Source organism: Paenibacillus sp. FSL F4-0236 (assembly GCF_038000135.1).
Lineage (GTDB): Bacteria > Bacillota > Bacilli > Paenibacillales > Paenibacillaceae > Paenibacillus_AQ.
Genome location: NZ_JBBOBK010000001.1, coordinates 1 through 25,996 on the forward strand (window position 1 = coordinate 1; position 25,996 = coordinate 25,996).

The window sequence follows — 25,996 nt, forward strand, 5'->3', positions numbered from 1 at the left end:
AAACGCAAATTCAATTCGGATTCAGTTTTCAGGCATCAAGCCTGGTATGAATATTCCCTGATAGCTCAGTTGGTAGAGCACTCGACTGTTAATCGAGTTGTCACAGGTTCGAGTCCTGTTCGGGGAGCCATATGGAGAGGTGTCCGAGTTTGGCCGAAGGAGCACGATTGGAAATCGTGTAGGCGCCACAAGCGTCTCGAGGGTTCGAATCCCTCTCTCTCCGCCACAAATTTTACTTAGTATGGCCCGTTGGTCAAGGGGTTAAGACACCTCCCTTTCACGGAGGTAACATGGGTTCGAATCCCATACGGGTCACCAAATTTTCACTTGATTTTACATAGTGGACTTTGGTACAATAACTATTGTTGTTTATGGAGGCTTAGCTCAGCTGGGAGAGCATCTGCCTTACAAGCAGAGGGTCGGGGGTTCGATCCCCTCAGCCTCCACCATATTCATTTAAGAACGACGCGGGGTGGAGCAGCCCGGTAGCTCGTCGGGCTCATAACCCGAAGGCCGCAGGTTCAAATCCTGCCCCCGCAACCAATTTTCATTAAGAAATTATATCTTTTGGAACCGTGGTGTAGTTGGCCTAACATGCCTGCCTGTCACGCAGGAGATCGCGAGTTCGAATCTCGTCGGTTCCGCCATTTTTACCTTGGCTCGATAGCTCAGTCGGTAGAGCAGAGGACTGAAAATCCTCGTGTCGGCGGTTCGAATCCGTCTCGAGCCACCATATAGTATACAACTTAATATGCCGGTGTAGCTCAATTGGTAGAGCAACTGACTTGTAATCAGTAGGTTGGGGGTTCAAGTCCTCTCGCCGGCACCATCTTTGGGGGATTAGCGAAGTGGCCAAACGCATCAGACTGTAAATCTGCTCACGTACGTGTTCGGTGGTTCGAATCCATCATCCCCCACCATTTTTTTAGGGGCATAGTTTAAAGGTAGAACAACGGTCTCCAAAACCGTTGGTGTGGGTTCAATTCCTGCTGCCCCTGCCAATCTTTATCTAAAGTCTTTCTCTAAAGTTTAATATGGCGGTCGTGGCGAAGGGGTTAACGCACCGGTTTGTGGATCCGGCATTCGTGGGTTCAAGTCCCATCGGTCGCCCCATTTACTTTAAGAAGAACAGCAACAATATTAGTTTAATATGGCGATTGTGGCGAAGTGGTTAACGCACCGGATTGTGGTTCCGGCATTCGTGGGTTCGAGACCCATCAGTCGCCCCTTTTATTTTAAAATGTTATTGGGGATTAGCCAAGCGGTAAGGCAACGGACTTTGACTCCGTCACGCATAGGTTCAAATCCTATATCCCCAGCCATTTTATGCGGACGTGGCTCAGCGGTAGAGCATCGCCTTGCCAAGGCGAGGGTCGCGGGTTCGATTCCCGTCGTCCGCTCCAAAGTTTTCATATGGCGCCATAGCCAAGTGGTAAGGCAAAGCTCTGCAAAAGCTTTATCCCCAGTTCAAATCTGGGTGGCGCCTCCATTAATTTAATATGTGCCGGCGTGGCGGAATGGCAGACGCGCTCGACTCAAAATCGAGAGGGAAACCGTGGAGGTTCGAGTCCTCTCGCCGGTATATCAAAAAGGTTTGTAAAGTCGCTTGTATAAGCAACTTTACAAACCTTTTTTCTTTGTCTTTGAGCTTTTATTCTTAAGCCGTTGAATTAGAGGCGTCTCTAATCAACGGCCTTTTTGTGTGGAGTTTTGTTTTATTGACTGCTTAGTCGGAATGCTCGTGGGGTGAGACCAATTTCACGTTTAAACATATTGCAGAATTGGGCGTCATTCACAAACCCAGCAGCAGCTGATACTTCAGAGATATGCATTTGGGTATGTTGCAAGAGAGACTTTGCATAATCCAGACGTTTCAATAGTAGATAGCGCAGAGGTGAAGAACCGAATCGTTCTTTAAATAAATGGCGGAAACGATCATAGCTGTATCCAGACATCTCAGAAAGTGTTGCGACCGATAGCTTATGGCGGTAATGCTCATTCATATAGTTTAGAACATATTGGACTCTGTCTTCCGTTGGTGATTGAAACCCAGAGGCACTAAGAAGCCGTATCAGATGAACAGTGATTTCGCTCATTTGCAGGTTCAATAGTTCAGAGAATCCATCTTGTTTGCGCGTAAACTCTGCTTTCATTCGAAGCAAGATTTGTAGAACAGTATGGTCTTTATCATCTTCATATACGCCTTGCAAATTCTCCATATTTGGGTGATTTGAATGGAAGCCTACAAATAGTATAGTAGCATCCTCGCGATGATTCTCATCATGTTTATGATTGGGTGGTATCAGCGCGAATGAAGAAGAACGAAAATGATAACTTCGCGAACCTACATTGGTAGTTCCTAAGCCGTTTAAATAATAGACTAGTTCATAACATTCATGCTGGTGTGGTGGAATATAGGTATTAACCTCATGTGCTGCATTTACAATATATAGAACACGATCCATGATGACCCTCCAATAATTATGTTTTAGCCGAATCGTACAAAAATATGACCGAAATCATATAATTATTTTCATTAATATTTGATATGATCGTATCAAGAAATCCGAAGATTAGCAACCTGACTGGCCATCTCGTTCGGAAATTAGTCGGATTATTCGTAAAAATTATAATTTTATCTCTTTTTTTGAGTGTATTCGTTAAAATCATTAAAATTTTGACAATGTTACATGAAAAATGAGAGTTTCCATCTAAATCGTGAAATATACAACGGACTAAGAAGGAGAACCTCTCAAATTACTAACCAACTATAAATAGGGGGAATAGAAAAATGAAAAAGAAAGTTCTTTCTTTGTTGTTACTAGTAGTAATGGTAATGGTCACAGCCTGTGGAAATAATACGTCGAGTAATGGATCTTCCGCGAATGCAGGATCTAATGCAGCTGAAGGTGGAGCAACGGGCTCAGGGGATAAGCTCAAGGTTGTACTACTGATTCCAGGAACGCTTGGGGATAAATCTTTCTTTGACTCTGCGAATAGCGGTTTGCAAAAGGTTAAGGATGAGCTGGGTGCAGAAACAAAAGTTGTAGAAATGGGTGTCGATAAAACGAAATGGGAGCCTACGTTTAACGATATCGCCGCTGAGGACTGGGATGTTATTATTTCTGGCGGATCGGAAATTACAGAGATGTTTAATGCAACGGCTGAATTATATCCTGACAAAAAGTTCATTAACTATGATACCGATATAGATGAAGCACCAGAGAATATGTACAACATGTCTTATGCAACAAATGAAGTATCTTTTCTAGCAGGTGCTGTAGCGGCGCTAGCTACACAATCGGATATGGAAAATGCTAATCCTGAGAATGTGATCGGTTTTGTAGGTGGCATGGACATTCCAGGAATTAACGCTTTCTTGGTAGGCTACATTCAGGGCGCTCAATATGTTGATCCTGATGTGAAGGTCGCTGTATCATATGCTGGCGATTTCGTTAACCCGGCTAAAGGCAAGGAGCTTTCGCTGATTCAATATAACTCCGGTGTGGACGTTATTTTTAACGTGGCTGGGGGTACAGGTCTTGGGATCTTTGATGCAGCTAAGGAGAAGAAGAAATATGCTATCGGTGTAGACTCCGATCAGGCGATGTTGCTTAACGATACAGATAGCGAAAAAGCAAACTTGATCGTTACTTCTTCTATTAAAAAGATTGATAGTGCTATTCTGGGTGCCGTGAAGAGATTACAAGACGGTACACTTGAGATGGGTAAACGTGATGTGTTGAGCTTTGTAGATGATGGTGTAGGCATTGCAGAGAATGAAATCTATAAAAATATCTTTCCTGCTGATCTTCAGGCTAAAGTTGAAGAAGTGAAGCAAAAGCTGATCAATAAAGAAATTACAGTAGATAACGCGATGGGAATGGAAACCTCTGAAGTAGAAGCCATTCGTAACGCAGTTAAGCCTTAAGTATAGCTATAAAGTGATAAACCTACAGTTGGAGATTCTTCTTTTAGAAGAATTCCAGCTGTATATTTTTGCAGACCTCCAAGTCGAAAGGCGTTGAGACCTATGAACAAAGCTCTGCTGGAAATGCGGGGAATTACCAAGGTGTATCCCAATGGTGTCGTTGCAAATAAAGACGTGCATTTTTCTTTACGTGAGGGAGAAATTCATGCGATTGCGGGCGAGAACGGCGCTGGTAAATCAACTTTAATGAAGATCATGTTCGGCATGGAAGAGCCTAGTGAAGGTGAAATCTTTATCAAGGGTGAAAAGGTGAAGCTGCAATCTGCTCAGGATGCCATTGATAGAGGGATTGGTATGGTTCACCAGCATTTTATGCTGGTCCCTTCTTTTACAGTAGCAGAGAACATGGTGCTGGGCATGGAACCTCGTAAGGGCGTCGGCATCAATTATGCAGAAGCTGTACGCATGACCGAAGAGACTGCGAAGAAATACAATCTGGCAGTGGATCCAAAAGCAAAAGTGCAGGATCTCACGGTTGGTATGAAGCAAAAGGTTGAAATTCTGAAGGCGCTGCTGCGTGGTGCAAAAATCCTCGTTCTGGATGAGCCGACCGCAGTGTTGACCCCACAGGAAACAGAGGAATTGTTCCGGGAGCTTAAGCAGTTAAGAGAGCAGGGTCATACGATTGTTTTTATTTCACACAAGTTGAAAGAAGTTAAAGCGATCTGTGACAGAATTACGATCATGCGTAGTGGACGTAGTGAAGGTGTCTTCCAAACGAAGGATGTCACGGAGCAAGAAATCTCACGCCTTATGGTGGGCAGAGACGTCGTGTTGAAATATGACAAGGAGATTCTGTCTATTGGGGAGCCGGTACTTACTGTGCAGGGCTTAAGTGTAAATGATGCACACGGCAAAGCGTTGCTAACAGATATCAACTTTGCAGTACGCGGAGGACAAATTATCGGGATTGCAGGTGTAGAAGGGAATGGGCAGACACAGCTCATTGAGGCTCTTACGGGTAGCCTAAGAGGGGTCTCAAGCCAAGGCTCTGTGCTAGTGAAGGGAAAAGATATTCGTGAATCGGATATTTTAGATATTCGTAAGCTAGGCGTTTCCTATATCCCAGAGGATCGGATGCATCAAGGGATAGCCAGTGATGCGAGCATAGCGGATAATCTGCTGTCCACTCAGTATCGTACAAAAGCTATGAATAAAGGACCCTTTTTAAATGGATCACGAATTGCCAAGCTTGCAGTATCACTTGTAGAAGAATTTAAAGTCCGCTGTTCGGGACCTTCTCAGCCAATAGGTATGTTATCAGGTGGTAACATGCAGAAGGTTGTCGTAGCTAGAGAGTGTTCTACAGAACCGCAACTGCTTATTGCAGAGCAGCCGACACGGGGCGTGGATATAGGCGCGGCGCAGTTCATACATCAAAAGCTGTTGGAGCTGCGCTCAGACGATTGCGCTATTTTGCTAGTGTCAGCAGACTTAAATGAGATCTTGGAGATCAGCGATAGTCTACTAGTGATGTATGAAGGAAAGATTGTTGCCTTTTTCGAGGAGCCTTCCAAGGTTAGTGAAGAAGAATTAGGGCTTTATATGCTAGGGATTCATCGACAGGACGAGGAGCAAATCAGGAGGGCCGTAAATCATGTTTAAAGTAAAATATTTTGAATACATTCGAACATCGGCAGTAATCGTAATTGCACTCGCTATTGCTTTTCTGATCATCTCATTGGTCAGCAATCAGCCGGTGAAGACGATTGGGATATTCCTATTTGAGCCGCTATCTAGTAAAGGTCATATCGGTAATGTGATTGAGATGGCCATTCCGCTCATGTTCACTGGGCTAGCAGTTTCCTTGTTGTTCCGGGCAAATATGTTCAATTTGGGAGCTGAAGGGATTTTCTATTTCTCCGGTGTTGTAACTTCCGTGTTGGCTATTCATTTAACGCTGGACGGGTGGCTTCATCCGATCGTAGCTATTGCTGCGGGTTCTATTGTTGGTGCGTTGCTCTCGGCAATACCCGGGATCCTCAAAGCCAAATGGAATGCTAATGAGCTCGTTACATCCTTGATGTTCAATAATATTTTGTTTGGAGTAGGTTTATATCTACTGAACTATCACTTACGTGATGCAAAAGCATTTGCCAATGTATCCTACAAATTCGAGAAAACGGCACTGCTGAGTAAAATGGTACCTGGCACCCGTATTCATACCGGACTTATTATCGTTATCGTGCTTATTATTGCAGCGCATTTATTCCTATACAAGACTAAATGGGGATATGAGCTGCGAATGACAGGCATCAACCGGAACTTTGCACGTTATTCAGGCATGAAGACTGCGAAGGTTATTATACTGGTTCACTTGATTGCTGGTTTTATCGCGGGAATGGGTGGTTCCGTAGAAGTGCTAGGGATGTACAATCGATTCCAATGGACATCGTTACCAGGTTATGGCTTAGATGGTGCTCTTGTAGCGATGTTAGCCAAGAATAATCCGCTATCCGTAATCGGCGCTGCATTGTTCCTTGCATATATCCGGATCGGAGCCGACATGATGGCACGTCTATCGGATGTACCTTCAGAGATGATTTCTATTATACAGGCGATTATCATTCTTCTGATTTCGGCTGAACAATTTCTGAAGTTCTGGAAAAATCGGATGCTCTTGAAGGAGGCGAAGGAAGCGTGAACAGCTTGTTTGATGTAATTTTTACGACTGACTTTGCGTTTTCTGTTCTTCGAGTGACGACACCGATTCTATTCGCCGCTTTGGGAGCGTTAATCTCTAATAGGGCTGGCATCATCAACATTGGTATGGAAGGCATCATGCTTGTCGCGGCGTTAGCCGGTGTCATTGTAAGCAGCTACACGCATAGTGCGTGGGTAGGTTTACTTGGGGCTGTGATGTCCGGAACACTGATCGCTGGAATATTAGCTTTTTTCACACTGAAATTTAAAACACATATTATTCTCGGCGGTGTAGCTATTAATATGTTCGCTTCAGGAGGAACCGTGTTTATTCTTTATCTGCTGAGTGGAGACAAGGGTTCTTCTACTTCTCTGGCGAGTAAAGTGCTACCTAGTGTAGAGATTCCTTTACTGAAGGACATTCCGGTGCTGGGGCCTATTCTATCAGGACATCACATTTTGACGTATGTATCTATTATTGCTGTGTTTGTTGTCTACTATCTCTTAAACCGTACACCGCTTGGTCTGCGCATTCGTTCAGTGGGTGAAAATCCACATGCGGCTCAATCTGTGGGAGTAAGTGTTGTGAAAATACAGTATATGGCTTTGCTGCTTAGTGGATTTTTCGCTGGTTTGGGTGGAGCTTACATGTCGATGGGTTACCTGTCACTGTTCACTCGCGATATGATCGCTGGTCGGGGCTGGATTGCGATTGCCGCAGAGTCTATGGGGAGAAGTACGACAGTGGGTACGGCGCTGACCTCTCTATTATTTGGTACGGCAGACGCCTTGTCGAATGCGCTACAGGTCTTGAAGATTCCTGCAGAACTGATCGCGACGCTTCCTTATGTAGCAACGGTAATTGGACTAGTGATCTATGCCGTATCTGAGACACGGAAAAAGAATAAAAAACTTAAAAGCCCGCTAGTGAAATAGCGATAAGAGTAACGAGGATTTATACAACTAAGGAGTGAATGACTATGCGAACACCTATTATTATTGACTGCGATCCAGGGCATGATGACGCAATCGCTATCCTGCTTGCAATAGCAAATTCGGAGAAGCTGGATCTGCGCGGGATTACAACGGTTGGTGGAAATCAGATCCTCGATAAAATCACAGAAAACGCACTTAAAGTGATCAGCTTTGTGAATGCTGATATTCCTGTAGCCAAAGGGGCTGCGGGTCCGCTGTTCGGCAAGCTTGTTACAGGTGAGGAAGCGCATGGTGAATCTGGCATGGACGGCCCACTATTGCCACCAAGTAAATTCCGGCCTGTAGAAGAAGGCGCTGTGGAATTCATGCTGAATATTATCCGTTCTTCGGAGGAGAAGATTACGCTCGTACCGATGGCTCCTTTAACAAATATCGCCCTGCTAATCACTGCTTATCCAGAGATTAAGGAAAGAATTGAAAAGATTTCACTGATGGGCGGAGGAATTTCTTATGGAAATGTAACCTCTACTGCGGAGTTTAACATCTATGTAGATCCTGAAGCTGCTCGTATCGTGTTTGAATCGGGTATTCCGATTACCATGAGTGGTCTGGATGTGACCGATAAGGCAGCCATTTTCGAAGATGAGATCGTAGCATTGAAAGAGCGTGGGCCAGTGTCCACTATGGTCGGAGAACTGTTAGATTTCTATTCGATCTTCGGAAAGAAAATGGGCTATGTCGGTAGTGCACTGCATGATCCATGCGCCGTAGCTTGGCTCTTGCACCCAGAACTGTTCGAATCCGAGCATCTATATGTAACGGTAGAGACAGAAGGCAAGCTGTCGCGGGGAATGACGGTTGCAGACAAACGAAAGAAGACGGATCGCCCAGCGAATGTAGAAGTCCTGGTGGGAGTAGACCGGGAAGCATTTATGAAGTTGATTTTTGATTCACTGGAAAAGCTAGATCAAGAGCTGCTTGCGGCTGAAGGGAACTAACCTATGGCAGGATGGGAGAGACTTCAGGAGACGGTTCAGTTTGAATTGGTTCAGCGTGGAGAAGAAGGCTGCAGGATTGACGGCTTCGCGGATAAACTAGCAGCTGCAGGTGCCGATGAGATCAAGCTGATGCAAGTATACAACGAGTTGATGGAGCTTACGGTTGCTGAGGACTTTCCTTATAAAGAGCCGTCTTCACTGGAGGAGATTCGTCGTCTTCGTCCAGAAGGTCCACGCAAGCTTGAGGCTGACTGGAGCGAAGCAGAATGGAGAGATAAGTTCTACGGAGCTTGGCTAGGTAGAAGCGTCGGTTGCGCACTTGGCAAACCATTGGAGTATTGGGACTACCTCTACGGTAAAGATGGACGTCCGGGTTGGGAGAATATCGAGCTTTGGTTCCGGGGTGCCGATGCATGGCCTATTACTGGCTATACGCCTGGGCATTCACGGGCAGAGGCAGAATATAGTCTTGGTTTAAGTGATTGGACGTATGCGAGTACCAGCGAGACTATTAAGTTTATGGAGAGCGATGATGATATTCGTTACACGGTTCTAGGCCTTATGTTGCTGGAGCAAAAGGGACTGAACTGGGATTCTTGGGATATCGGGAAGCTCTGGCATAAACATCTGACATACGCCCAGGTATGTACGGCAGAGACACAGTCGTATATGAATTTTGCGCAGGAAACGTCTCATCTGCATGGTGAGAAGCCTGCGGATTGGCTGGCGCGGCAGGAAAGAGTGCGGATGCACTTAAATCCATACCGGGAGTGGATTGGTGCGGCTATACGCGCAGACGGACTGGCGTATGGTGCAGCAGGCCATCCTGAGCTTGCGGCGGAGCTAGGTTGGCGTGATGCTTCTTTTTCACATGTGAAGAATGGGATCTATGGCGAGATGTTTAATGCGGCGATGATTTCGGCTGCTTTTGCTGAAAAAGATAACGAGCGTATTCTTGAGATTGGTCTTAGTGAGATCCCTAGTACTAGTCGTCTGGCAAGTGACGTTCTACGAGGTATAGATATTGCGCAGAAGGCCAAAAGTGAGCGGGAGTTGGTAAGTAAGATTTGGGATACATTCAGCCACTATGATGCGGTGCACACCAATAATAATGCTGCTCTTGTAGCTGCTTCGCTGGTCTATGGCGGGAATGATTTTGAAAAAGCGGTCGTTACATCCGTTTACGGAGGAATGGATACAGATTGTAATGGTGCTACAGTGGGTTCTATTATGGGAGCGAAGCTTGGAGCAAGTGTGTTGCCGGCTTCGTGGATTGAACCGCTCCATGATACGCTATATGCGGATCTACCTGGTTTTCATCCGATAGCGATTTCGGAATGCGCGGAGCGCAGCTATCAGGTCTTCTTGAAGATTCGAGGAGAGCTTGGCGAAAAGTCTTAGATCAAGGATTACGAAAAGAATGAAAGGATGTCTTAAGCTATCGAGCTTAGACATCCTTTTTTTCGTGGCGATCTAGTTCTTAAAATAGATGTAACAGCGGGTTTAGGAGTTAGGTAACAGGAGAATCCTGATTTGAAGAGGGATTAAGCTCAGTCATTTATTGGGAGAGAAGCACGTGAAAATAGTCCGATATAATGGGCTTTTATTCTTTAATCCTTTTAATCTGATATATTACTAAAATAAAAATGATGACACAGAACATAAAATGCCTTATTATTTAAAGAGATTTTTAGTAAAACAGTTTTTAAATAATTATAGTACAAACCTTGGCTTAGAAGGTTTCAGAATAAACGGAAAGGAAGGGGGAGTTTGCAATCCTATCGCTGAGTCGGGTGAGTAAAGGATTCAAGCTGAAGGACGGCACATATCAGGCGGTAGATGATGTATCGCTTGATGTGAAGAAGGGATCGATTCACGGGATTATTGGTGAAAGCGGGGCAGGGAAATCCACGCTGCTACGATTGATTAATCTGCTGGAAAAGCCGGATCAAGGGACAGTTACCGTAGAAGGGCATAATTTAACCGAAATGCCGAGTAAACAGCTACGGAAAGCTAGGGAAAAGATTGGGATGATTTTTCAGCAATTTAATCTGGTCAATAACGTCACGGTAAGCCGCAACATTTCGATCCCTCTGGAACTGGCGGGGGTGCCGAAGCGTGAACGGATGAAGCGGGTGAAGGAATGTCTCGATTTTGTCGGATTGGCTGATAAGGCAGAGCAATATCCCGCACAGCTAAGTGGAGGACAGCGACAACGTGTGGCGATCGCCCGGGCGCTTTCGAACAGTCCAGGACTATTGCTATGTGACGAACCAACATCCTCACTAGATCCAGGAACAACTGCGGATATTCTAGACGTCCTGAAGCATATTAATGGGGGCCTTGGGGTTACGGTAGTGATTGTTACGCATGAGATGGATGTTGTCAAAAGCATATGCACTGACGTATCGGTGATGGAAAATGGTCGAATCGTAGATTCATTCTCACGCCAAGATGGTGATTTCCGGCCTGCTGCAGTCCGTACTGGATCTTACCGGGATCAAATTCTGGGTAAAGCGGGGGAAACGCATGTTTGATAGTGTACTTCAATATCAGGCACAGATGTGGGAATCGATCGGAGAAACTTTTATAATGGTCGGTATTTCTGTTGGTGCCGCACTGCTGCTGGGGCTTCCACTCGGGACGTTGTTGTTTTTTTGCCGAAAAGGGCAGCTCTATGAGAATAAAACATTGTCACTGGTACTCAACAGCATCGTAAATATTATCCGTTCATTTCCATTCCTGCTGCTTGTGGTTGCACTCATTCCGGTCACTCGTTTCCTCGTCGGAACTGCGATTGGAACAATGGCTGCCACGGTTCCGTTATCCATTGTTGCCATTGCTTATTACTCTCGTCTGGTGGAGCAGTCTTTGCTGGAGGTTCCTAAAGGAGTCATAGAAGCGGCGTTGTCTATGGGAGCCTCGAAGCTGGGGTTGATCTTTAAGTTTCTGTATGTAGAGGCTCGTTCGGGTCTAGTGCTCGGACTTACTACCTCCACCATTAGTTTTATCTCTTACTCGACCGTAATGGGGGTTGTTGGAGGGGGCGGGGTTGGTGATTTTGCGATCCGTTACGGATATCAGCGTTTTGAGACTGAAGTGATGATCTATGCGATTGTTGTGATGATTGTATTGGTTCAGTTGGTTCAATTCACAGGAGGTACGATCTCACGGCTGTTAGATAAGCGTTAATCGTTCAACCCGTACATCAAATTTTGTAATACAAAATGATTGAATATATAAACTGGGGGTTAGTTGTAGTAATGAAAAAATCAATGATAGTTGTGCTTATGTTAATGGTATTGGTCGTAGCGGGTTGTGGCTCTAATAAAGCAGCCGAGAACAATTCTGCAAAAGGTAGCGATGAGCTAACGAAATTAAAGATTGCTACATTGATTCCACCAATGACGGAAATTCTGGATATTGTGAAGCCACTTCTGAAGGAAGATGGCATTGATCTTGAAATCGTTGTGCTATCTGACAATGTGCAGCCTAATGAGGCTTTGGCGAATAAAGAGGTAGATGCTAACTTTTTTCAACATGTTCCTTATATGAAGCAGTTTAATGAAAGCAAAGGCTCCAATCTAGTAGAGGTACAGCCTGTCTATGACGCTATTTACGGTGGATACTCCAAGCGTTACAAGAATGTTGCGGATCTGCCGGAAGGCGCAACACTAGTAATGGCTAATGACCCTTCAAATATCGGCCGTTCTTTACAAATGTTCGCAGCAGCCGATTTGATTAAGCTAAAAGAAGGTGTAGGCATTAAGGCTACACAAGCAGACATTACTGAGAATCCAAAAAACTTTAAGTTTGAGGAAGTGGATCTATTGATGTTGGCCCGTATGCTGGATGATGGAGATCTAGTGGCAATGACTCCGGCTTATGCCAGCCCGCTTGGATTGACACCAAAGAAAGATGCACTGATTACTGAAGGCGCGGATTCTGAATTCACGATCACCTTGGTTGCGCGTGAAGACAACAAGGACTCTGATGCGATCCAGAAGCTAGCTAAACGGATTAGCGGACCAGAAGTGAAGAAATTCCTTGAAGATAACTATGCGGATATCGCGTTGCCTGCTTTTAAATAAGCTTAAATAGTTAGATTAGTAATTCAACGAGACTTGTCCATTATGGGCAAGTCTTTTTTTACATATCAGAAAGTATGTATTGGGAGGCCCCGCTTTGTGGGGATATTTTGGTGTGTCACTAGAATGTAAGAACTTCTCTATATAATGGGTTGTAGAATAACAAAGCGGAATGGAGATGGGAAATATGTCTGTACTCAGTGCAATTAATCTCACAAAACATTACGGTAAGGGTACTAACCTGGTCAAGGCACTGGATGGTATTAACGTAGAGGTACACAACGGTGAATTTATAGCGATTGTCGGGACTTCAGGAAGTGGCAAATCAACGCTCTTACATATGCTAGGCGGGCTTGATCGGGCGACAGAGGGTCAGGTGATCATAGATGGTAAAAATATTTTTGGGATGAAGGATGATGAGTTGACGGTATTTAGAAGAAGAAAGATCGGATTTGTGTTTCAGAACTATAATCTAGTGCCGATTCTTAATGTATACGAGAATATTGTGTTGCCCATAGAGCTGGATGGAAACAAAATAGACAAGGATTTCGTGGATCATATTGTGAATACGTTAGGTCTTTCGCAAAAATTGGACAACCTCCCTGGTCAGCTTTCAGGCGGTCAGCAGCAAAGGGTAGCCATCGCACGGGCCTTGGCAGCTAAACCTTCCATTATCCTAGCAGATGAACCTACAGGGAACTTGGACAGCATCACTAGCCAGGAGGTCATTGGATTACTCAAAGTAACAAGCAGACAGTTTAATCAGACGATTCTAATGATTACTCATAATGAAGAGATTGCTCAGCTTGCAGACCGGACCATCCGGATAGAGGACGGTAAAATTACTGGAGGGGCATTGTGATGATGTTTCCAAACAGTAATAAGCCCGTTGTTAAAAAGCTGACGAGCAGAAGCCTGAAAGCCAATCGGACCCGAAATCGTTTTGTGATTCTGGCCATCGTGCTTACTACCTGGCTCATTACTTCTTTTTTTAGTATTGGACTGAGCAACTATAAGACCTTCGAAATGCAGCAATTGAAAATAAACGGAACCATGGCTGATGTCTACTTAACCTCCCCGTCAGAACAACAAATGAACAAGTTAAAGGAACTCTCCTATATTAAGACCATCGGACTCCAGTCCAGAGTAGGTAATGTGATCAATACGCCAGAAATAGGAGATCTTAATTTAGCTCTGTTCTGGTATGACTCTACAGAATGGACAGAGATGCGTAAGCCAGTGATCGATGGTCTAAAGGGAACTTATCCAGATAAGGAAAATGAAATCGCCGTTCCTTTATGGATATTACAGTCAATGGGGATGGATGATCCACAGATTGGTATGAGCTTGCCGTTAACTTACTCTTTTACCCGTGATGGGGTGAAATCTCAGCAAAGTAGCAATTTCGTACTAAGTGGATGGTTTACCGATTACAGTCATGTTCGTACCGGAAATTCTGGAGCTATGCTGGTATCGGGGGCTTTTGCTACAGCTCATGGCGTAGATCTTAAGAATCCCAAAAATGCCACTATTCTATTTAATGAGAAAAATACGGATGGACTTATCTCACGTTTGCAACAGGATATTCCTTTGGGAGAAAATCAAAAGCTTGAACCTGTCTCTAACCAATCGTCTACCTCTTCGGATAGAACAGCAACTTTGATTGGTTACGCTGGAATTATATTATTTGTTATGTTGAGCGGATATTTATTGATTTATAATGTGCTTTATATTTCTGTCTCACGGGATACCAGGTTCTATGGTCTGCTTAGAACGCTAGGAACTACACAACGGCAGATTAAAAAAATAGTTAGGGCACAGGCTTCACGGTTAGCACTTATCGCTATCCCACTGGGACTTGCCGCAGGAGCTGTGACTTCCTTCGTAATGGTGCCGCTGGCCATGAGTACAATGGATTTGGATACGGGCGTGGTGATTTCTTTTCACCCGTTAATCTTTATTGGAGCTGCGTTGTTTGCTTGGATGACCACCATGTTTAGCGCTATCAAACCTGCCTCTATCGCTGGCAAAGTTTCTCCAATAGAAGCGGTGAGATATACAGGGACGATGGTTAAAGCTAAGACGAAGCGGGGAACTGGCGGATCTAAGCTGCACCGACTGGCTTGGCGTAATATTTTTAGAGTGAAAAAACGGGCGATGGTTGTGTTTCTCTCTTTATTTCTGGGACTGACAACTTTTCTGGTGATCAATACACTTGTGCTTAGTATGAGTACAGATCATTTTATTGCTGAATACATGGATAACGATTTCACGCTGTCCAATCAAACGATGTCCTTTGGATTTGAGGGGGAAGAGAAAGCCAAGATTACAGGGGATATGATCAAGGAAATTCAGGATATAAAGGGAGTAAAAGAGGTCTTTAAAGCTTATAGTGGGATAGGTCAGATCAAGTATGATCCTGAGGTGTTCAGTAAGTATGTGGATGAATTCGCAAAATCATATCACACAGATCGCCCTACCGACGAACAATTGGCTGAGCCTCAAAGCATGTTCTCAATGACCCATGTTATTGGGGTAGATGCAGATCAGGTTAAGAAGATGGAAGAAAAATTAGGAATCACTGTGGATATGGAACGTTTTGAAAAGGGTGAGATTGCCTTGCTGGACAATTTTAATCTCGGAGGTATTAAGATTGGAGATAACTTTCAAATTAGTCCTATAAATAGCGATGCAGCACAATCTTTCGAAATTGGAGGGCTTGCTGATTTCAGCTCTCTAGAGTCGTCACACTTTGTAGCTCCGAATGTATACATTAGCCATACTGCTATGGAGAAACTCATGAATGACCCACTTATAAGTAAAGTATATATTAATGCAGACCCAAAAGACTGGAAGCCGATTACCGATCAATTGGAAGGACTCATCGGCGGAGATGGTGAGCTGAAGCTGGAGTCGAAGCTGTATATGGAAAAGTTCATGGAATCGGCTAAGCTAACCTTTTACATTATGGGTGGCGGAATTGCGCTCATTCTAGCGCTGATTGGAATTTTGAATTACGTTAATATTATGTATACAGGGGTTGTAGCTCGGAAGCTGGAGTTCGCAGTGATGGAGAGTATCGGGATGACCTCTAAGCAGATGAGAAAGCTGTTGCTGTTTGAAGGGGCAGGTTATGCGATCATATCGACACTGCTAATCTCAACAATAGGCACATTAATCAGTTACGGTGTTTATAGCCTGTTCAGCCAAGAGGCTACTTATGCAGTATTTAGCTTCCCAACCCTTCCGCTTTCTATTGCGATTGTACTCGTTTTTGCGGTTTGCCTGAGTGTTCCGCTTATTGCTTATAAGCAAATCAAAAAGGACAGCATTGTGGAACGTCTGCGGCAAATGGAATAGAGCTAATTAATTAACAGCGTAGCCTTCCTATGCTTGTTACAATGATAAGTATAGAGGTGAGTTTAATGACAACCATTCTAATTGTAGAGGATGACCGTCTCTTAAACGAGGGGCTGAAGTTCATGCTTGCAAAAGAAAACTATAATATTATTCAGGCCTATTCTTTTCAGGAGGCGGCTTCTAGAATTCAGGATCAGACCATCAGTCTGGTCCTTTTGGACATTAACCTCCCAGATGGGAGTGGTCTTGCACTGTGCCAGGAAATTCGGCGAACGAGTTCCATTCCGGTTATATTTCTAACTGCCAACGATACTGAGCAGGATATGGTAGCTGGATTTGGGCTAGGAGCTGATGATTATATTGCGAAGCCATTTAGCATGGTCGTACTTTTGCAGCGTGTTAAGGCTGTTCTTCGACGAACAGGCACTGATGGTGGCTCAGAGCTGTTTCAATACAAGGATATTACAATTAACTCAGCCAAAATGAAGGTTTATAAATATGGGCAAGAAATAAAACTAACCACCAATGAGTATCGTCTCCTTGCTATCTTAACCGAGAATAGCGGTCAGGTCCTTACTCGGAGGTTAATGCTGGAGAAGCTATGGGATATAGAAGGTAATTTCGTGGATGAGAATACGCTAAGCGTAAATATTCGTAGGCTACGGGCCAAAATTGAGGATGATCCTAAAGATTGTCAATACATTAAAACCGTATTCGGCATTGGCTACACATGGGGAGAGTAAGGATGAAGAACCCTTTTAGAAAAATTATTTGGAGCTCGTTCACCCTTTTGGCAGTAGTCGTTGTGTTGTTTGTATCTATGCTTATCTATTATATGCCTGAGAAGCATGTAGTTATTGGATGCGTGGTGTTTATTAGCGTGATGGTTCTGCTGTTTATAAGCTTTGTGCTCGCGCTTCGTAAAGAAATGCTAAACACGCTATCTTCATTGTCGGGATTGATTCAAGATCTTATTAATGGACAAATGACTCAGATGTTCCCGGTGCAGAAGGATACACTCCTCTCTAAATTACAGCATCAGGTTATTCAATTATCTGAGCTGTTGTCTTCGCAGAAGCAGCGCTACCGTGAAGAGAGTCATGAAGTCAAAACATTGATCTCTGATATCTCTCATCAACTGAAGACCCCTTTAGCCAATTTAGGGATGTATAACAGTCTTCTTATGGATGAAGGGCTCCCCGCTGAAACACGCAGTGAATTTACTCGCCATATGGGTAGTCAGATTGAGAAGCTGTCTTGGCTTATGGAGAATCTGATCAAGTTATCACGGCTCGAATCCGGTATTATAGAGCTTCATGCTGCGGAGAAGCATAATCTTGAGAATACTGTGCTGTCAGCCATCAAACAGGCATTTCCAGCAGCCGAGCAAAAGAATATAGAGATCTTACTGGAAATGGATCAGGAGATTACGCTGCAACATGATCCCAAGTGGACGGGAGAAGCTATCTATAACATCATCGATAATGCTCTGAAATATACGCTCGGGTCCTGCAGTGTTAGAATTACGATTCGCAGATATGATCTTTTTGCAAGGATTGATATTGCTGATGGTGGAATAGGAATTCCTGTCGCTGAGATGAATGACATTTTCAAACGATTTTACCGAGGAGCGGGTTGTAATGGAACAGAAGGTGTTGGCATAGGTCTTTATTTAGCCCGTAAAATTGTGACCGAGCAGGGTGGATATATAAAAGTGAGATCGGAGTTAAGTAAAGGCAGTGTTTTTTCTATATTTTTGCCGTTACGCTGATTCTGAATGTACTCGAAGCTTAGCCTCCTAAATTGGGGGTTTTTCTCATTAAAGTCGCTATTTCATGGAGGAAAAGTGCTTTGCTAGCCCTATAGTGGTCTGCAGTCGCACAGCTACCTCGACTAAGGTCCAGTACCAAAAACCGTCGTTGGTCTGTTTTGAAAGTCTGCGAATTGCTCTAGAATAAGGCTATAAGGTTAAGGACAACGAAAGGCGGTGAGAAAATAATGCAAAGAAGACAAGGAAACGGATTGGCGGTTGTGCTGATTGTGATTGGTGCGGTAATGCTACTCGGTTTAGCACTTCCTCTGATTCACGGTATTTTCAGACTACTGTTCCCAGTATTGCTGGTTGTTCTCGGGTACTATGGGATTAAGAGTGGACGCAAGGTTATCGGTTGGGTACTAATGTTCATTGGTGTCATGACCTTGATCGCGAAGCTTTCCTGGATCATCGGACCACTTCTAGGTGTGGCGTTGATCGTATGGGGAGTGTCAGCTTTAAAGGGTAGAAGAAATGGTACTTATTAAGAAGGATTGTACTTAAACAAGAAGCAGGGAGGGAGCAGGAGATTATGAGTGTTTTTCGTCGCATGAGGGATATTACAGTAGCTAATCTAAATGAACGTCTAGAGCAAAGCCAAGATCCTGTGAAGCTAATTGATCAATTTCTACATTCAACTCGCGAGGAAATCAGTGAAGCTGAAAGATTGTATCAGCAATACGCTTCCCATACGAAGCAATTGCAACAGCAAGTGAACCAAGCGACTGCCATGAGAAATAAACGTGAGGAACAGGCATTACTCGCATTAAAGGCAGGAGAAGATCATCTTGCAAAGCTGGCTTTGCAAGAAAAGATCATTCACGAGGAAAAGTTGGAGCAGTACAGCGGGCTACTAGAACAAAGTAAGCAATCCTTGTTTGAACTTGAGGGACAGCTGAATGAGCTGAAAATAGAGTACCAGACAGTTTATAGCAAACGTCAGTATTACGCAGCACGTATGGAGTCGCTGAGACTGCAGCAACGTATGAACCAAAGAGCAAGTGCTTATGGTAACGGCGGTGATGTTCCCAAAATGTTCGGACGTCTGGAAGATCGGATGTCAGATTGGGAATTAGAAGCGAAGAGCTTGCGCGATGTGCGTCGCATGGGACAGGAATATGCGGTGCAAGCAGGTGAGACTGTAGCAACCGTACTCGAAAGAGAAATGGCTCGCTTAAAGGAGAAACTGAACAATGGTGGAAAGGAGTAGCGCTATGAGTCGATTATATCGTTCAACCAGAGATAAAGTGATGACGGGTCTTGCAGGTGGATTATCTGAGACACTCGGTATTGATTCCACGCTATTCCGGATTTTGTTACTGGTCAGCATTCCGTTTACAGGAGGTGCCGTGATTCCAGTGTACTTCATTGCAGCGTTGGTCATTCCGAAGGAGCCTACGCATTATAATCCTTTCGGACCAGGCCCTGGTGCACCGGGTGGCCCATTCGATGGTCCTTACTCAGGTAGACCGGAACATGGACACGGACCGCATGCTAATGGCGGACATGGACCTTATGGACGCCAACCTAACTACAATCCTAATTTTGAGAAGAACAACGCATATTCAGCTCCGGATTCCGGTTTGGATGCGATGATGAAGGATATCGAGAAAAAGGCTTTACAAAAAGAAGTAGAAGAACTCAAACAAAAACTGTCTAAATATGAGAAAGGGGAATTGTAAATCATGGGAGTATTTCAAAGAATTAAAGATATGACTAAGGCGTCGGTAAATGACTTGTTGGATAAGGTAGAGGACCCAATCGTAATGCTTAACCAATATCTGCGCGATATGGAGGCTGAAATCCACGAAGCGGAAGTTACAGTTGCCAAGCAAATGGCGAACGAACGCCGCATGAAACAACGCGTGGAAGAAGCAGCAAAAATGTCCGCACAACGTGGAGCACAAGCTGAATTGGCACTGAAAAATGGCCAAGAAGAAGTGACTCGCAAGCTGTTGGAAGAAAAAATCTACTTCGATCAAAAACAAGCGGAATACAGCGATCTTCATGCTCAAGCTGAAGTGCAAGCGAAGGAATTGGTTGGGCAGCTGCATGATATGAAGGATGAATTCTACAAGTTGCGCAACAAGCGTAACGAGCTCGTATCCCGTGCTCAAATGGCTAAAGCGAAGAAACAAATGACGCAAATCAGCAGCGTACATTCCATCGAAAGTGGCAGTGCGTCACTCGGATTCCACCGGATGGAAGAGAAGATTATGCAGCTTGAAGCAGAAGCAGATGTAATGCGTGCACCTTACAGCCCATCCGCTGCCTACACTAAACCAGTCGATGTTGAGAAGCAACTGAAAGTGGATGAGCAACTGGCTGCACTGAGAAGCAAGCTGAATGATACACCGGCTGCTCCTTCTTTAAACAAAAAAGAAGAATAAATCCTGTTCCTAAAACTTAAGTAGATATGATATGCTGGACAAGAAGAAGCCATACGGTATGGATCTCCATACCGATATGGCTTTTGTAGCGGCTGGCTATAATATATTGATGGTTGTAGTTTTGCTTACAAAGTTAGTTTTGCTACGCAAAACTTTTGGGAGGTGCGAAATGGATAAACGAAACCGTTTGATTGCCATCGGACTGATCGGTGTTGGCTGCATGATGATTTTTGGTAGATGGCTCGGCTTTTTCTCCATTGTCGCGCTTCTATTCCTGTTCCTAGGGGTCTACCGCACGACGTCAGGAAAAGTGAAGCAGGGTTATAAGCTGCTCGGGATTGGCGCTATATTACTTTTGCTGGATCATTTGGTGCTCGTGCTGGGGATTTGTTTGATTTCATTGGGGATGTTTTTTACTAAATCCAAAAGAGTTCAGCGTAAGGAAGGGTTTATGCAGAAGCAAAACTTTTCGTCTAGATTTGACTGGGATCGCTCACCCTGGGTGATGCATAGCCTCAGCTCATGGCATATCCTTGGAGAGGCCGATCTTGATCTTTCACTGGCTATGGCGGAGCAAAAGGAAACGGTTATGCTGTTTCAAGGAATCTTTGGTGATATGGACATTCAATTGTCAGATGATTATGGTGTAGAAATAGAAGCCTTTGTGCTTTTTGGATCGATTGAATTCGGTAATGGGCGCGATACTGGTATGCTAAACCGTCTGAATTGGAAGTCCCCTAACTATGAGAGCAGTGAATATAAGGTAAAGTTTAGTGTGTCTTATTTGATGGGAGATTTGGATGTGCGATTATCCTGATTAGTTTGATACAGAAGGGAGGGTCCCCGTATGGATAAAAAGAACAAAAATATGATGTCACGCAGTATGGGTGAGGGGGCTCTGTTCTCTTTTGTCATGCTGCTTGTGATATTGTACACCATGTATACATATGGCTATTTAAAGCCTTTTGAAAGCTGGATGATTGGATTACGCACGGCATTTACTCTAATTCTGCTGCCCATGGGGTTCGGGGTTGGCTTTGGTTTCTATCAGAGCTTCCGAGTAAAGCGAAAGTTGGAACGCCTGAGAGAAACTCTCGTATTGTGGGAGAAGGGAAACTTAACGCTATCTATGCCTGACTTGGGTGACGATGAGCTGGGAAGGCTCGGAGAACAATTAGGCCGAATTAGTGGAAAATGGGAAAACCAAGTGACAACACTGCAGCGATTGTCTACAAATAACGCGAAGCTCGCGGAGCAAGCACGAGTATCTGCTATTATGGAAGAGCGCCAGCGGCTTGCGCGTGAATTGCATGATGCAGTCTCACAGCAGTTGTTCGCGATCTCTATGACCGCCACGGCTGTAGGCCGGACGCTGGAGAAGGATTTTGACAAGGCGCAACGGCAAATTGCACTTATCGAAGAAATGTCTGCTGTAGCCCAATCAGAGATGAGAGCACTATTGCTTCATTTAAGACCTGTTTATTTGGAAGGTAAGGGATTAGAGCAGGGGCTGCAGGAGTTGATCAAGGAACTTAAGGTTAAGGTTCCGATTGAAATCGTGTTTGAGATGGACCCTGATGTACAATTGCTAAAAGGGGTAGAGAATCACTTATTCCGTATTGTGCAGGAGGCAATCTCCAATACGCTTCGTCATGCGAAAGCAGAAAAGATGGAAATCAGGCTGCATCGGCGAGGAGATACGGTTCGTTTGACGCTCCGTGATGATGGGATTGGTTTTGAATTGGATGATAGTAAACAAACTTCCTACGGTTTGTCGAATATGCAGGAGCGGATGAATGAAATCGGAGGTTCCATTCAGTTTATTACCGCTCCGGGTAAAGGAATGCGGATTGAAATTACCGTTCCGTTAGTCAATGAATAATAGGAGGAAAGAGTGACCATGGAGATGGAGGAAGCCATTAAGGTATTGCTTGTAGATGATCATGAAATGGTGCGGATCGGACTAGCTGCTGTTCTAGGTACTGAAGACGGAATTGAAGTCGTAGGGGAAGCTGGAAGTGGGGAAGAAGGTATCCGCCTGGCACAAGAGTACAATCCGGATGTAGTCCTGATGGATCTCGTAATGGATGGGATGGATGGGATTGAAACGACCAAACACTTAATGAAGCAGTATCCCGAAATCAAAGTTATTGTGTTGACAAGCTATCTGGATGATGAAAAAATGTATCCGGTGATTGAAGCAGGTGCGTTCAGTTATCTACTAAAGACCTCACGAGCTAGTGAAGTGGCAGATGCCATACGCGCTGCGGCAAGAGGCCAGTCTGTACTGGAGTCACAGGTCGCCTCTAAAATGATGAATCGTTTTCGAAACAATGCAAAGGGTGAATCCCCTGCTTATAAAGAGCTTACGGAGCGCGAGATGGAAGTATTACGCCTGCTGGCGCAAGGTAAATCGAATCAGGATATCGCGGACCAACTAATTATTGGGATCAAGACTGTGAAATTTCATGTAACGAATATTCTCGCGAAGCTGGGTGTGGAAGACCGGACCCAAGCAGCAATTTATGCATATAAAAATGGACTAGCTGAATAATTGGATATCCCAATTGGTGTGAGTACAAGAACTGGCCAGAGTAAGAAGGGCTGGTTTTTTTGTGTGCACGAGTATATGAAAATACTTGTCTCCGTATAAAATCTTGTAAAGCGGACATCCTGTTTAGTAGATTAATAGACCGGATTGAGAGGGTGTTGGATTGTGGGGTATGTGGAAGAAAGTAAGGGAAAGAGACATGGTGCAGGCCGAAAAAGCGGTATTAAAGGAACGTTGCTGGTATTGATTCTATGCTGTACAGCGTTACTTTTGGCAGGTTTTCGGGGTGAAGGTGAAAAAGAGAGCCAGATCGCCCAATTGAAAAAGTCACTTCCTCTCCTGACCTCCCTTGGTAAAAGTGTTACAGTACCCGGCTCCCCTCTTCGTTTAGTTTTAAAATGGCAGGGAGAATTCAATGGTGATGGTCTAGAGGCTGGTGTCACTGCAACTAACCTATCCGATGATCTTGGGTTGGGAGAAACAAGCCGGGAAGACGGGGGGGAACATCTTACTTACCGTTCGGCCGCCGACAGAGCCGGTTTCCAAACCACCATGTTCTGGAGTGAGCTTGGAAACGGACGTAGTTATGTGATTGTAACCCTGGAGACACCTGATTTGTTAAATACTCCGGATCTGCAAGCTGAAGCAGAAGAAGCTGGTGCGAAACTACAGAAGATCGGCATCACAGCGGAATGGAATACCTCGCTTCAGGGGGCTGCGAAGGAGCAGGAGCACCCTCAGAAGGCTCTACTGTTAACGGAGCAGAATATGTACGCACAGCTGCCCGATCTTAAAGTACAGGAAAGCTACGAAGACGAAACAACAGCCAGCCATACTTATAGTACATCGGCATTGTTGCATTCCGTAATCAGCGGAAACCACGAGGTAGTCCTACAGGCAGCTATTCATCAGGATGCAAAAGAGGGCAGCAGCCGCGTTACGATTGGATTACCATTAATAACAATAGAATATTGAAAAAGACCAATCAAGGATCTATTGTAGAATGCCCGTACTTACAATTTTAACATCAACCTTGGTATGGAATTTTACTTTCCGGTAATCCTCAGACCAATTTTTGTTGCTCCAGACATTGTGATGATAAGCAATAAGTTTTCTTCCTACACCAAAGATATCACAGTTTGCCTTTTGGATTTCATTAACAACTGTCTTGGCTTCCTTTGTAAGCAAATCCGAAAGATCTTGACTGACTTTTTTAAGTTCTTTCTCGTCAAGTACATCTGTAAACTCTTCTACGACGGCTTGCAGCTCCAAGCCCAAATTTACATCAATGCTTTCATCATCAGCAATGGTTACCTTGAATTGCCGCTTTATTTTTTTTGAACCCACATTAATAGTAATGAAATTCCGAATATCATCGGAATGTCCCAAATCAAGTTTCTTAGTGAAGCGGGCATTTTTCCCCTTTTGTCCCATCAACAGAACCATCATGATTGACTGATCGGGGTTCAACATTCCGCTGTAATTCTGATCATGAAAAAGAGCTACCCCTTTCGTGATTATTTCGCCCCCATCTCTGCCTAGATATGGAAGAGCAAAGTCATGCCCTGGATCCATCAGGGAGCGGAACACGGTATCTGCCGTTTCTTTTGGAAAAATACTCATTTCTTCCAGACTATCGATCTTTTGCTTAAGGAATTCACCGATCTGTAATTCCCCAACCTTTTTTTGTTCAAGAATTTGGGAAGCTTCACCTTCCGTAATAATTAGCCGAACGTTGGATGTCGGATTGCTTGGATCCCTGTAATTCACATCCAGAATAGGGTACAGGCCTTTCTCAGCCGTAGTCCTTCCCATAAGCTCAAAGCCATATTTAATAAATCTAATGTTTCCCCTGACTTTATTTCGCAATTGATCGCTCGCATTGCGCACGGTCGGTCCGAAACTCGAATGGATTTCGTTCTTGGTAGCGCTTTGCTCAATATCGGGCGGAATGATTAATTCGATGGTTTCTTTGACCTCTCCATTCTCTGTATAATCAATTGCTGCACAATAAGCCAGATGCAGGTCTTTCAAATATTCCCGGTCCCAACATCCAGTAAGGCAGATGGAAATAAGGGTAATTAAAAGTACATGTGACTTGAATTTCATATCAAACTTCATGCAGAACCACCTGACTTTCTCTTCATAAATAGGGAAAGCATCAGTAATACCATCGAAAATCCGGCAATAAACACATAGGCTGCATAGGTTGTAACTGTATCAAAAAGATGAGCACCAGCAGGAGTTACAGGTGCAAGTGCAATCATAAATGAAATGATTTTTACAAAAGGAGTAAAACGTTTATGGCTTTTTCGACTAAATAAAACACTGAGTCCAATGGATGCTGCGTAGCAGTAGCTAACAATAGAACAAACAAGCGTAACGGCCCAGATCGGCAGAAACAAGATATCTGCACGGTCCACGATATAAAAGTTAAGAGATTTTACTAAGTAGATGACGGGCTCGGGTATCATTTTGATTTGCTCGGAGTTAAATACCATTAGACAGGTAGAGACCACGAAGACATAGAGCAGGGTTACAAACCCACTGGCTAAACTAATGGATATTAATCTTTGTTTATTTGTACCTTCGGAAAGCGGATAGACGATCAGCATCATTTCGAAACCATACATAGATATAGTTGAATCCTGTACTCCCTTCATGATATTCCAGAACCCGTTCTCCAAAAGGGGGAGCATAAATTCCAGATGGGCTTGAGTTAAACCGTAGCTGACAAATAGGATAAGCGGGACAAAGAGAACTGTTGCCAGTGTAAAGAATCTGGCCAATACTGTAAGCTTTTCCCTTGCCAAATAGATAGTCATGATCGAGAAAAGGGCTAATATTGCCCATCTTGGTGTGGATTGCAGCATCCACCTCTGCAGAACCTCTACCGCACTGAACATAATATTGGAGCCTAGCAGAATAAAATAGCCGATGTAAGCAATTATAAGTATCCTGCCGATAATTGGACCTCCGAGCTTTAAGCATATAGAAAATAAGTTGAGTCCGGGAAAATTTTTCAGCAGAACCCATAGAAGAATGATAAAAAGTTGGGTAATGATGCCCGCAATCAAAACAGAGAGTGCTCCTCCACCCTGGGCCGCTTCGTTAAGCTTGAAGGGAAGAGACAGAATGCCAACCCCAATTTGGGCTTGAACCATAAAACAAAAAAGCTGCCCCCTTGTTATCATTTTTTCTTTTTGAGTCATTGTTGTAACTCCTG

The 25,996-nt window shown here is 44.2% G+C and carries 24 protein-coding genes and 16 tRNA genes; 37 read left to right on the forward strand and 3 right to left on the reverse strand.

Annotation, left to right across the window (positions count from 1 at the left end; genetic code table 11):
- Nucleotides 1-54: 54 nt before the first annotated feature.
- The 16 genes from NSQ29_RS00005 to NSQ29_RS00080 all read left to right on the forward strand — a co-directional run bounded on the left by NSQ29_RS00005 (nucleotide 55) and on the right by NSQ29_RS00080 (nucleotide 1,582).
- Nucleotides 55-130, forward strand: a tRNA-Asn gene (locus tag NSQ29_RS00005).
- A gap of 3 nt (nucleotides 131-133) precedes the next feature.
- A tRNA-Ser gene (locus NSQ29_RS00010) sits at nucleotides 134-226 on the forward strand.
- A 17-nt stretch (nucleotides 227-243) separates the two neighbouring features.
- Nucleotides 244-318, forward strand: a tRNA-Glu gene (locus tag NSQ29_RS00015).
- A 55-nt stretch (nucleotides 319-373) separates the two neighbouring features.
- Nucleotides 374-449 (forward strand) — tRNA-Val (locus NSQ29_RS00020).
- A gap of 17 nt (nucleotides 450-466) precedes the next feature.
- Nucleotides 467-543 (forward strand) — tRNA-Met (locus NSQ29_RS00025).
- A gap of 26 nt (nucleotides 544-569) precedes the next feature.
- A tRNA-Asp gene (locus NSQ29_RS00030) sits at nucleotides 570-647 on the forward strand.
- Between the two features lie 10 nt (nucleotides 648-657).
- Nucleotides 658-733: transfer RNA gene (locus NSQ29_RS00035), tRNA-Phe, on the forward strand.
- Between the two features lie 20 nt (nucleotides 734-753).
- Nucleotides 754-829, forward strand: a tRNA-Thr gene (locus NSQ29_RS00040).
- A 5-nt stretch (nucleotides 830-834) separates the two neighbouring features.
- A tRNA-Tyr gene (locus NSQ29_RS00045) sits at nucleotides 835-920 on the forward strand.
- A gap of 7 nt (nucleotides 921-927) precedes the next feature.
- A tRNA-Trp gene (locus NSQ29_RS00050) sits at nucleotides 928-1,001 on the forward strand.
- A gap of 36 nt (nucleotides 1,002-1,037) precedes the next feature.
- Nucleotides 1,038-1,113 (forward strand) — tRNA-His (locus NSQ29_RS00055).
- A gap of 40 nt (nucleotides 1,114-1,153) precedes the next feature.
- A tRNA-His gene (locus NSQ29_RS00060) sits at nucleotides 1,154-1,226 on the forward strand.
- Nucleotides 1,227-1,247: 21 nt separating this feature from the next.
- Nucleotides 1,248-1,322: transfer RNA gene (locus NSQ29_RS00065), tRNA-Gln, on the forward strand.
- A gap of 6 nt (nucleotides 1,323-1,328) precedes the next feature.
- A tRNA-Gly gene (locus NSQ29_RS00070) sits at nucleotides 1,329-1,403 on the forward strand.
- A gap of 12 nt (nucleotides 1,404-1,415) precedes the next feature.
- A tRNA-Cys gene (locus NSQ29_RS00075) sits at nucleotides 1,416-1,489 on the forward strand.
- A gap of 14 nt (nucleotides 1,490-1,503) precedes the next feature.
- Nucleotides 1,504-1,582 (forward strand) — tRNA-Leu (locus NSQ29_RS00080).
- A gap of 133 nt (nucleotides 1,583-1,715) precedes the next feature.
- Here NSQ29_RS00080 and NSQ29_RS00085 read toward each other — a convergent pair.
- Complete coding sequence (locus NSQ29_RS00085; RefSeq protein ID WP_042191790.1) at nucleotides 1,716-2,465, reverse strand: AraC family transcriptional regulator; 750 nt, start codon at nucleotides 2,463-2,465, stop codon at nucleotides 1,716-1,718.
- A gap of 326 nt (nucleotides 2,466-2,791) precedes the next feature.
- Between NSQ29_RS00085 and NSQ29_RS00090 the strand changes: the two genes are divergently transcribed.
- From NSQ29_RS00090 to NSQ29_RS00190, 21 genes are all read left to right on the forward strand, one after another.
- Complete coding sequence (locus NSQ29_RS00090; RefSeq protein WP_076300396.1) at nucleotides 2,792-3,931, forward strand: BMP family ABC transporter substrate-binding protein; 1,140 nt, start codon at nucleotides 2,792-2,794, stop codon at nucleotides 3,929-3,931.
- Nucleotides 3,932-4,033: 102 nt separating this feature from the next.
- Nucleotides 4,034-5,596: an ABC transporter ATP-binding protein gene (locus NSQ29_RS00095; RefSeq protein ID WP_341124015.1), complete on the forward strand. Its 1,563-nt coding sequence runs from the start codon at nucleotides 4,034-4,036 to the stop codon at nucleotides 5,594-5,596.
- Nucleotides 5,589-6,635, forward strand: coding sequence for an ABC transporter permease (locus NSQ29_RS00100; protein WP_042131006.1), 1,047 nt, complete (start codon nucleotides 5,589-5,591; stop codon nucleotides 6,633-6,635). The genes NSQ29_RS00095 and NSQ29_RS00100 overlap by 8 nt, the downstream gene beginning before the upstream one ends.
- Nucleotides 6,632-7,570 carry an ABC transporter permease gene (locus NSQ29_RS00105; protein WP_042131005.1) on the forward strand — a complete coding sequence of 313 codons (939 nt, stop codon included), beginning with the start codon at nucleotides 6,632-6,634 and terminating at the stop codon, nucleotides 7,568-7,570. Before NSQ29_RS00100 ends, NSQ29_RS00105 begins: the two co-directional genes overlap by 4 nt.
- 44 nt (nucleotides 7,571-7,614) lie before the next feature.
- Entirely contained in the window at nucleotides 7,615-8,568 is a 954-nt protein-coding gene (locus tag NSQ29_RS00110) for a nucleoside hydrolase (protein WP_341124017.1), read from the forward strand.
- 3 nt (nucleotides 8,569-8,571) lie between these two features.
- The gene (locus NSQ29_RS00115; protein WP_341124018.1) at nucleotides 8,572-9,969 is read left to right on the forward strand and encodes an ADP-ribosylglycohydrolase family protein; all 1,398 of its coding nucleotides are present in this window, start codon (nucleotides 8,572-8,574) and stop codon (nucleotides 9,967-9,969) included.
- Nucleotides 9,970-10,343: 374 nt separating this feature from the next.
- Nucleotides 10,344-11,105 (forward strand): methionine ABC transporter ATP-binding protein, encoded by a 762-nt coding sequence (locus tag NSQ29_RS00120; protein WP_340975006.1) that lies wholly within the window; start codon nucleotides 10,344-10,346, stop codon nucleotides 11,103-11,105.
- Nucleotides 11,098-11,760, forward strand: a complete 663-nt coding sequence (locus tag NSQ29_RS00125) for a methionine ABC transporter permease (RefSeq protein ID WP_042191779.1) — start codon at nucleotides 11,098-11,100, stop codon at nucleotides 11,758-11,760. Before NSQ29_RS00120 ends, NSQ29_RS00125 begins: the two co-directional genes overlap by 8 nt.
- A gap of 71 nt (nucleotides 11,761-11,831) precedes the next feature.
- The gene (locus NSQ29_RS00130; protein WP_042191777.1) at nucleotides 11,832-12,659 is read left to right on the forward strand and encodes a MetQ/NlpA family ABC transporter substrate-binding protein; all 828 of its coding nucleotides are present in this window, start codon (nucleotides 11,832-11,834) and stop codon (nucleotides 12,657-12,659) included.
- 184 nt (nucleotides 12,660-12,843) lie between these two features.
- A complete protein-coding gene (locus NSQ29_RS00135) occupies nucleotides 12,844-13,518 on the forward strand; it encodes an ABC transporter ATP-binding protein (RefSeq protein ID WP_042191775.1) in 675 nt (224 codons plus the stop codon).
- Nucleotides 13,518-16,016 carry an ABC transporter permease gene (locus NSQ29_RS00140; protein ID WP_341124020.1) on the forward strand — a complete coding sequence of 833 codons (2,499 nt, stop codon included), beginning with the start codon at nucleotides 13,518-13,520 and terminating at the stop codon, nucleotides 16,014-16,016. Before NSQ29_RS00135 ends, NSQ29_RS00140 begins: the two co-directional genes overlap by 1 nt.
- Before the next feature lie 65 nt (nucleotides 16,017-16,081).
- Complete coding sequence (locus NSQ29_RS00145; RefSeq protein WP_341124022.1) at nucleotides 16,082-16,759, forward strand: response regulator transcription factor; 678 nt, start codon at nucleotides 16,082-16,084, stop codon at nucleotides 16,757-16,759.
- 2 nt (nucleotides 16,760-16,761) lie between these two features.
- A complete protein-coding gene (locus NSQ29_RS00150) occupies nucleotides 16,762-17,787 on the forward strand; it encodes a sensor histidine kinase (RefSeq protein ID WP_341124023.1) in 1,026 nt (341 codons plus the stop codon).
- Nucleotides 17,788-18,014: 227 nt separating this feature from the next.
- Complete coding sequence (locus NSQ29_RS00155) at nucleotides 18,015-18,317, forward strand: LiaF transmembrane domain-containing protein (protein ID WP_042191767.1); 303 nt, start codon at nucleotides 18,015-18,017, stop codon at nucleotides 18,315-18,317.
- Nucleotides 18,318-18,361: 44 nt separating this feature from the next.
- Nucleotides 18,362-19,039 (forward strand): PspA/IM30 family protein, encoded by a 678-nt coding sequence (locus NSQ29_RS00160; protein ID WP_042130994.1) that lies wholly within the window; start codon nucleotides 18,362-18,364, stop codon nucleotides 19,037-19,039.
- A gap of 4 nt (nucleotides 19,040-19,043) precedes the next feature.
- Complete coding sequence (locus NSQ29_RS00165; RefSeq protein WP_042194525.1) at nucleotides 19,044-19,511, forward strand: PspC domain-containing protein; 468 nt, start codon at nucleotides 19,044-19,046, stop codon at nucleotides 19,509-19,511.
- Nucleotides 19,512-19,514: 3 nt separating this feature from the next.
- Nucleotides 19,515-20,219: a PspA/IM30 family protein gene (locus tag NSQ29_RS00170; RefSeq protein WP_042191765.1), complete on the forward strand. Its 705-nt coding sequence runs from the start codon at nucleotides 19,515-19,517 to the stop codon at nucleotides 20,217-20,219.
- 169 nt (nucleotides 20,220-20,388) lie between these two features.
- Entirely contained in the window at nucleotides 20,389-21,036 is a 648-nt protein-coding gene (gene liaF, locus NSQ29_RS00175; RefSeq protein WP_042191763.1) for a cell wall-active antibiotics response protein LiaF, read from the forward strand.
- A gap of 30 nt (nucleotides 21,037-21,066) precedes the next feature.
- Complete coding sequence (locus NSQ29_RS00180; RefSeq protein WP_042191761.1) at nucleotides 21,067-22,101, forward strand: sensor histidine kinase; 1,035 nt, start codon at nucleotides 21,067-21,069, stop codon at nucleotides 22,099-22,101.
- Nucleotides 22,102-22,119: 18 nt separating this feature from the next.
- Complete coding sequence (locus NSQ29_RS00185; RefSeq protein WP_179085807.1) at nucleotides 22,120-22,773, forward strand: response regulator; 654 nt, start codon at nucleotides 22,120-22,122, stop codon at nucleotides 22,771-22,773.
- A gap of 162 nt (nucleotides 22,774-22,935) precedes the next feature.
- Nucleotides 22,936-23,745 carry a YwmB family TATA-box binding protein gene (locus NSQ29_RS00190; protein WP_340972819.1) on the forward strand — a complete coding sequence of 270 codons (810 nt, stop codon included), beginning with the start codon at nucleotides 22,936-22,938 and terminating at the stop codon, nucleotides 23,743-23,745.
- 18 nt (nucleotides 23,746-23,763) lie between these two features.
- Here the strand turns inward: NSQ29_RS00190 and NSQ29_RS00195 are convergent, their stop codons facing one another.
- A complete protein-coding gene (locus NSQ29_RS00195; protein ID WP_340972818.1) occupies nucleotides 23,764-24,891 on the reverse strand; it encodes a Ger(x)C family spore germination protein in 1,128 nt (375 codons plus the stop codon).
- Nucleotides 24,888-25,982 carry a GerAB/ArcD/ProY family transporter gene (locus NSQ29_RS00200; protein ID WP_341124027.1) on the reverse strand — a complete coding sequence of 365 codons (1,095 nt, stop codon included), beginning with the start codon at nucleotides 25,980-25,982 and terminating at the stop codon, nucleotides 24,888-24,890. Before NSQ29_RS00200 ends, NSQ29_RS00195 begins: the two co-directional genes overlap by 4 nt.
- Nucleotides 25,983-25,996: the final 14 nt, after the last annotated feature.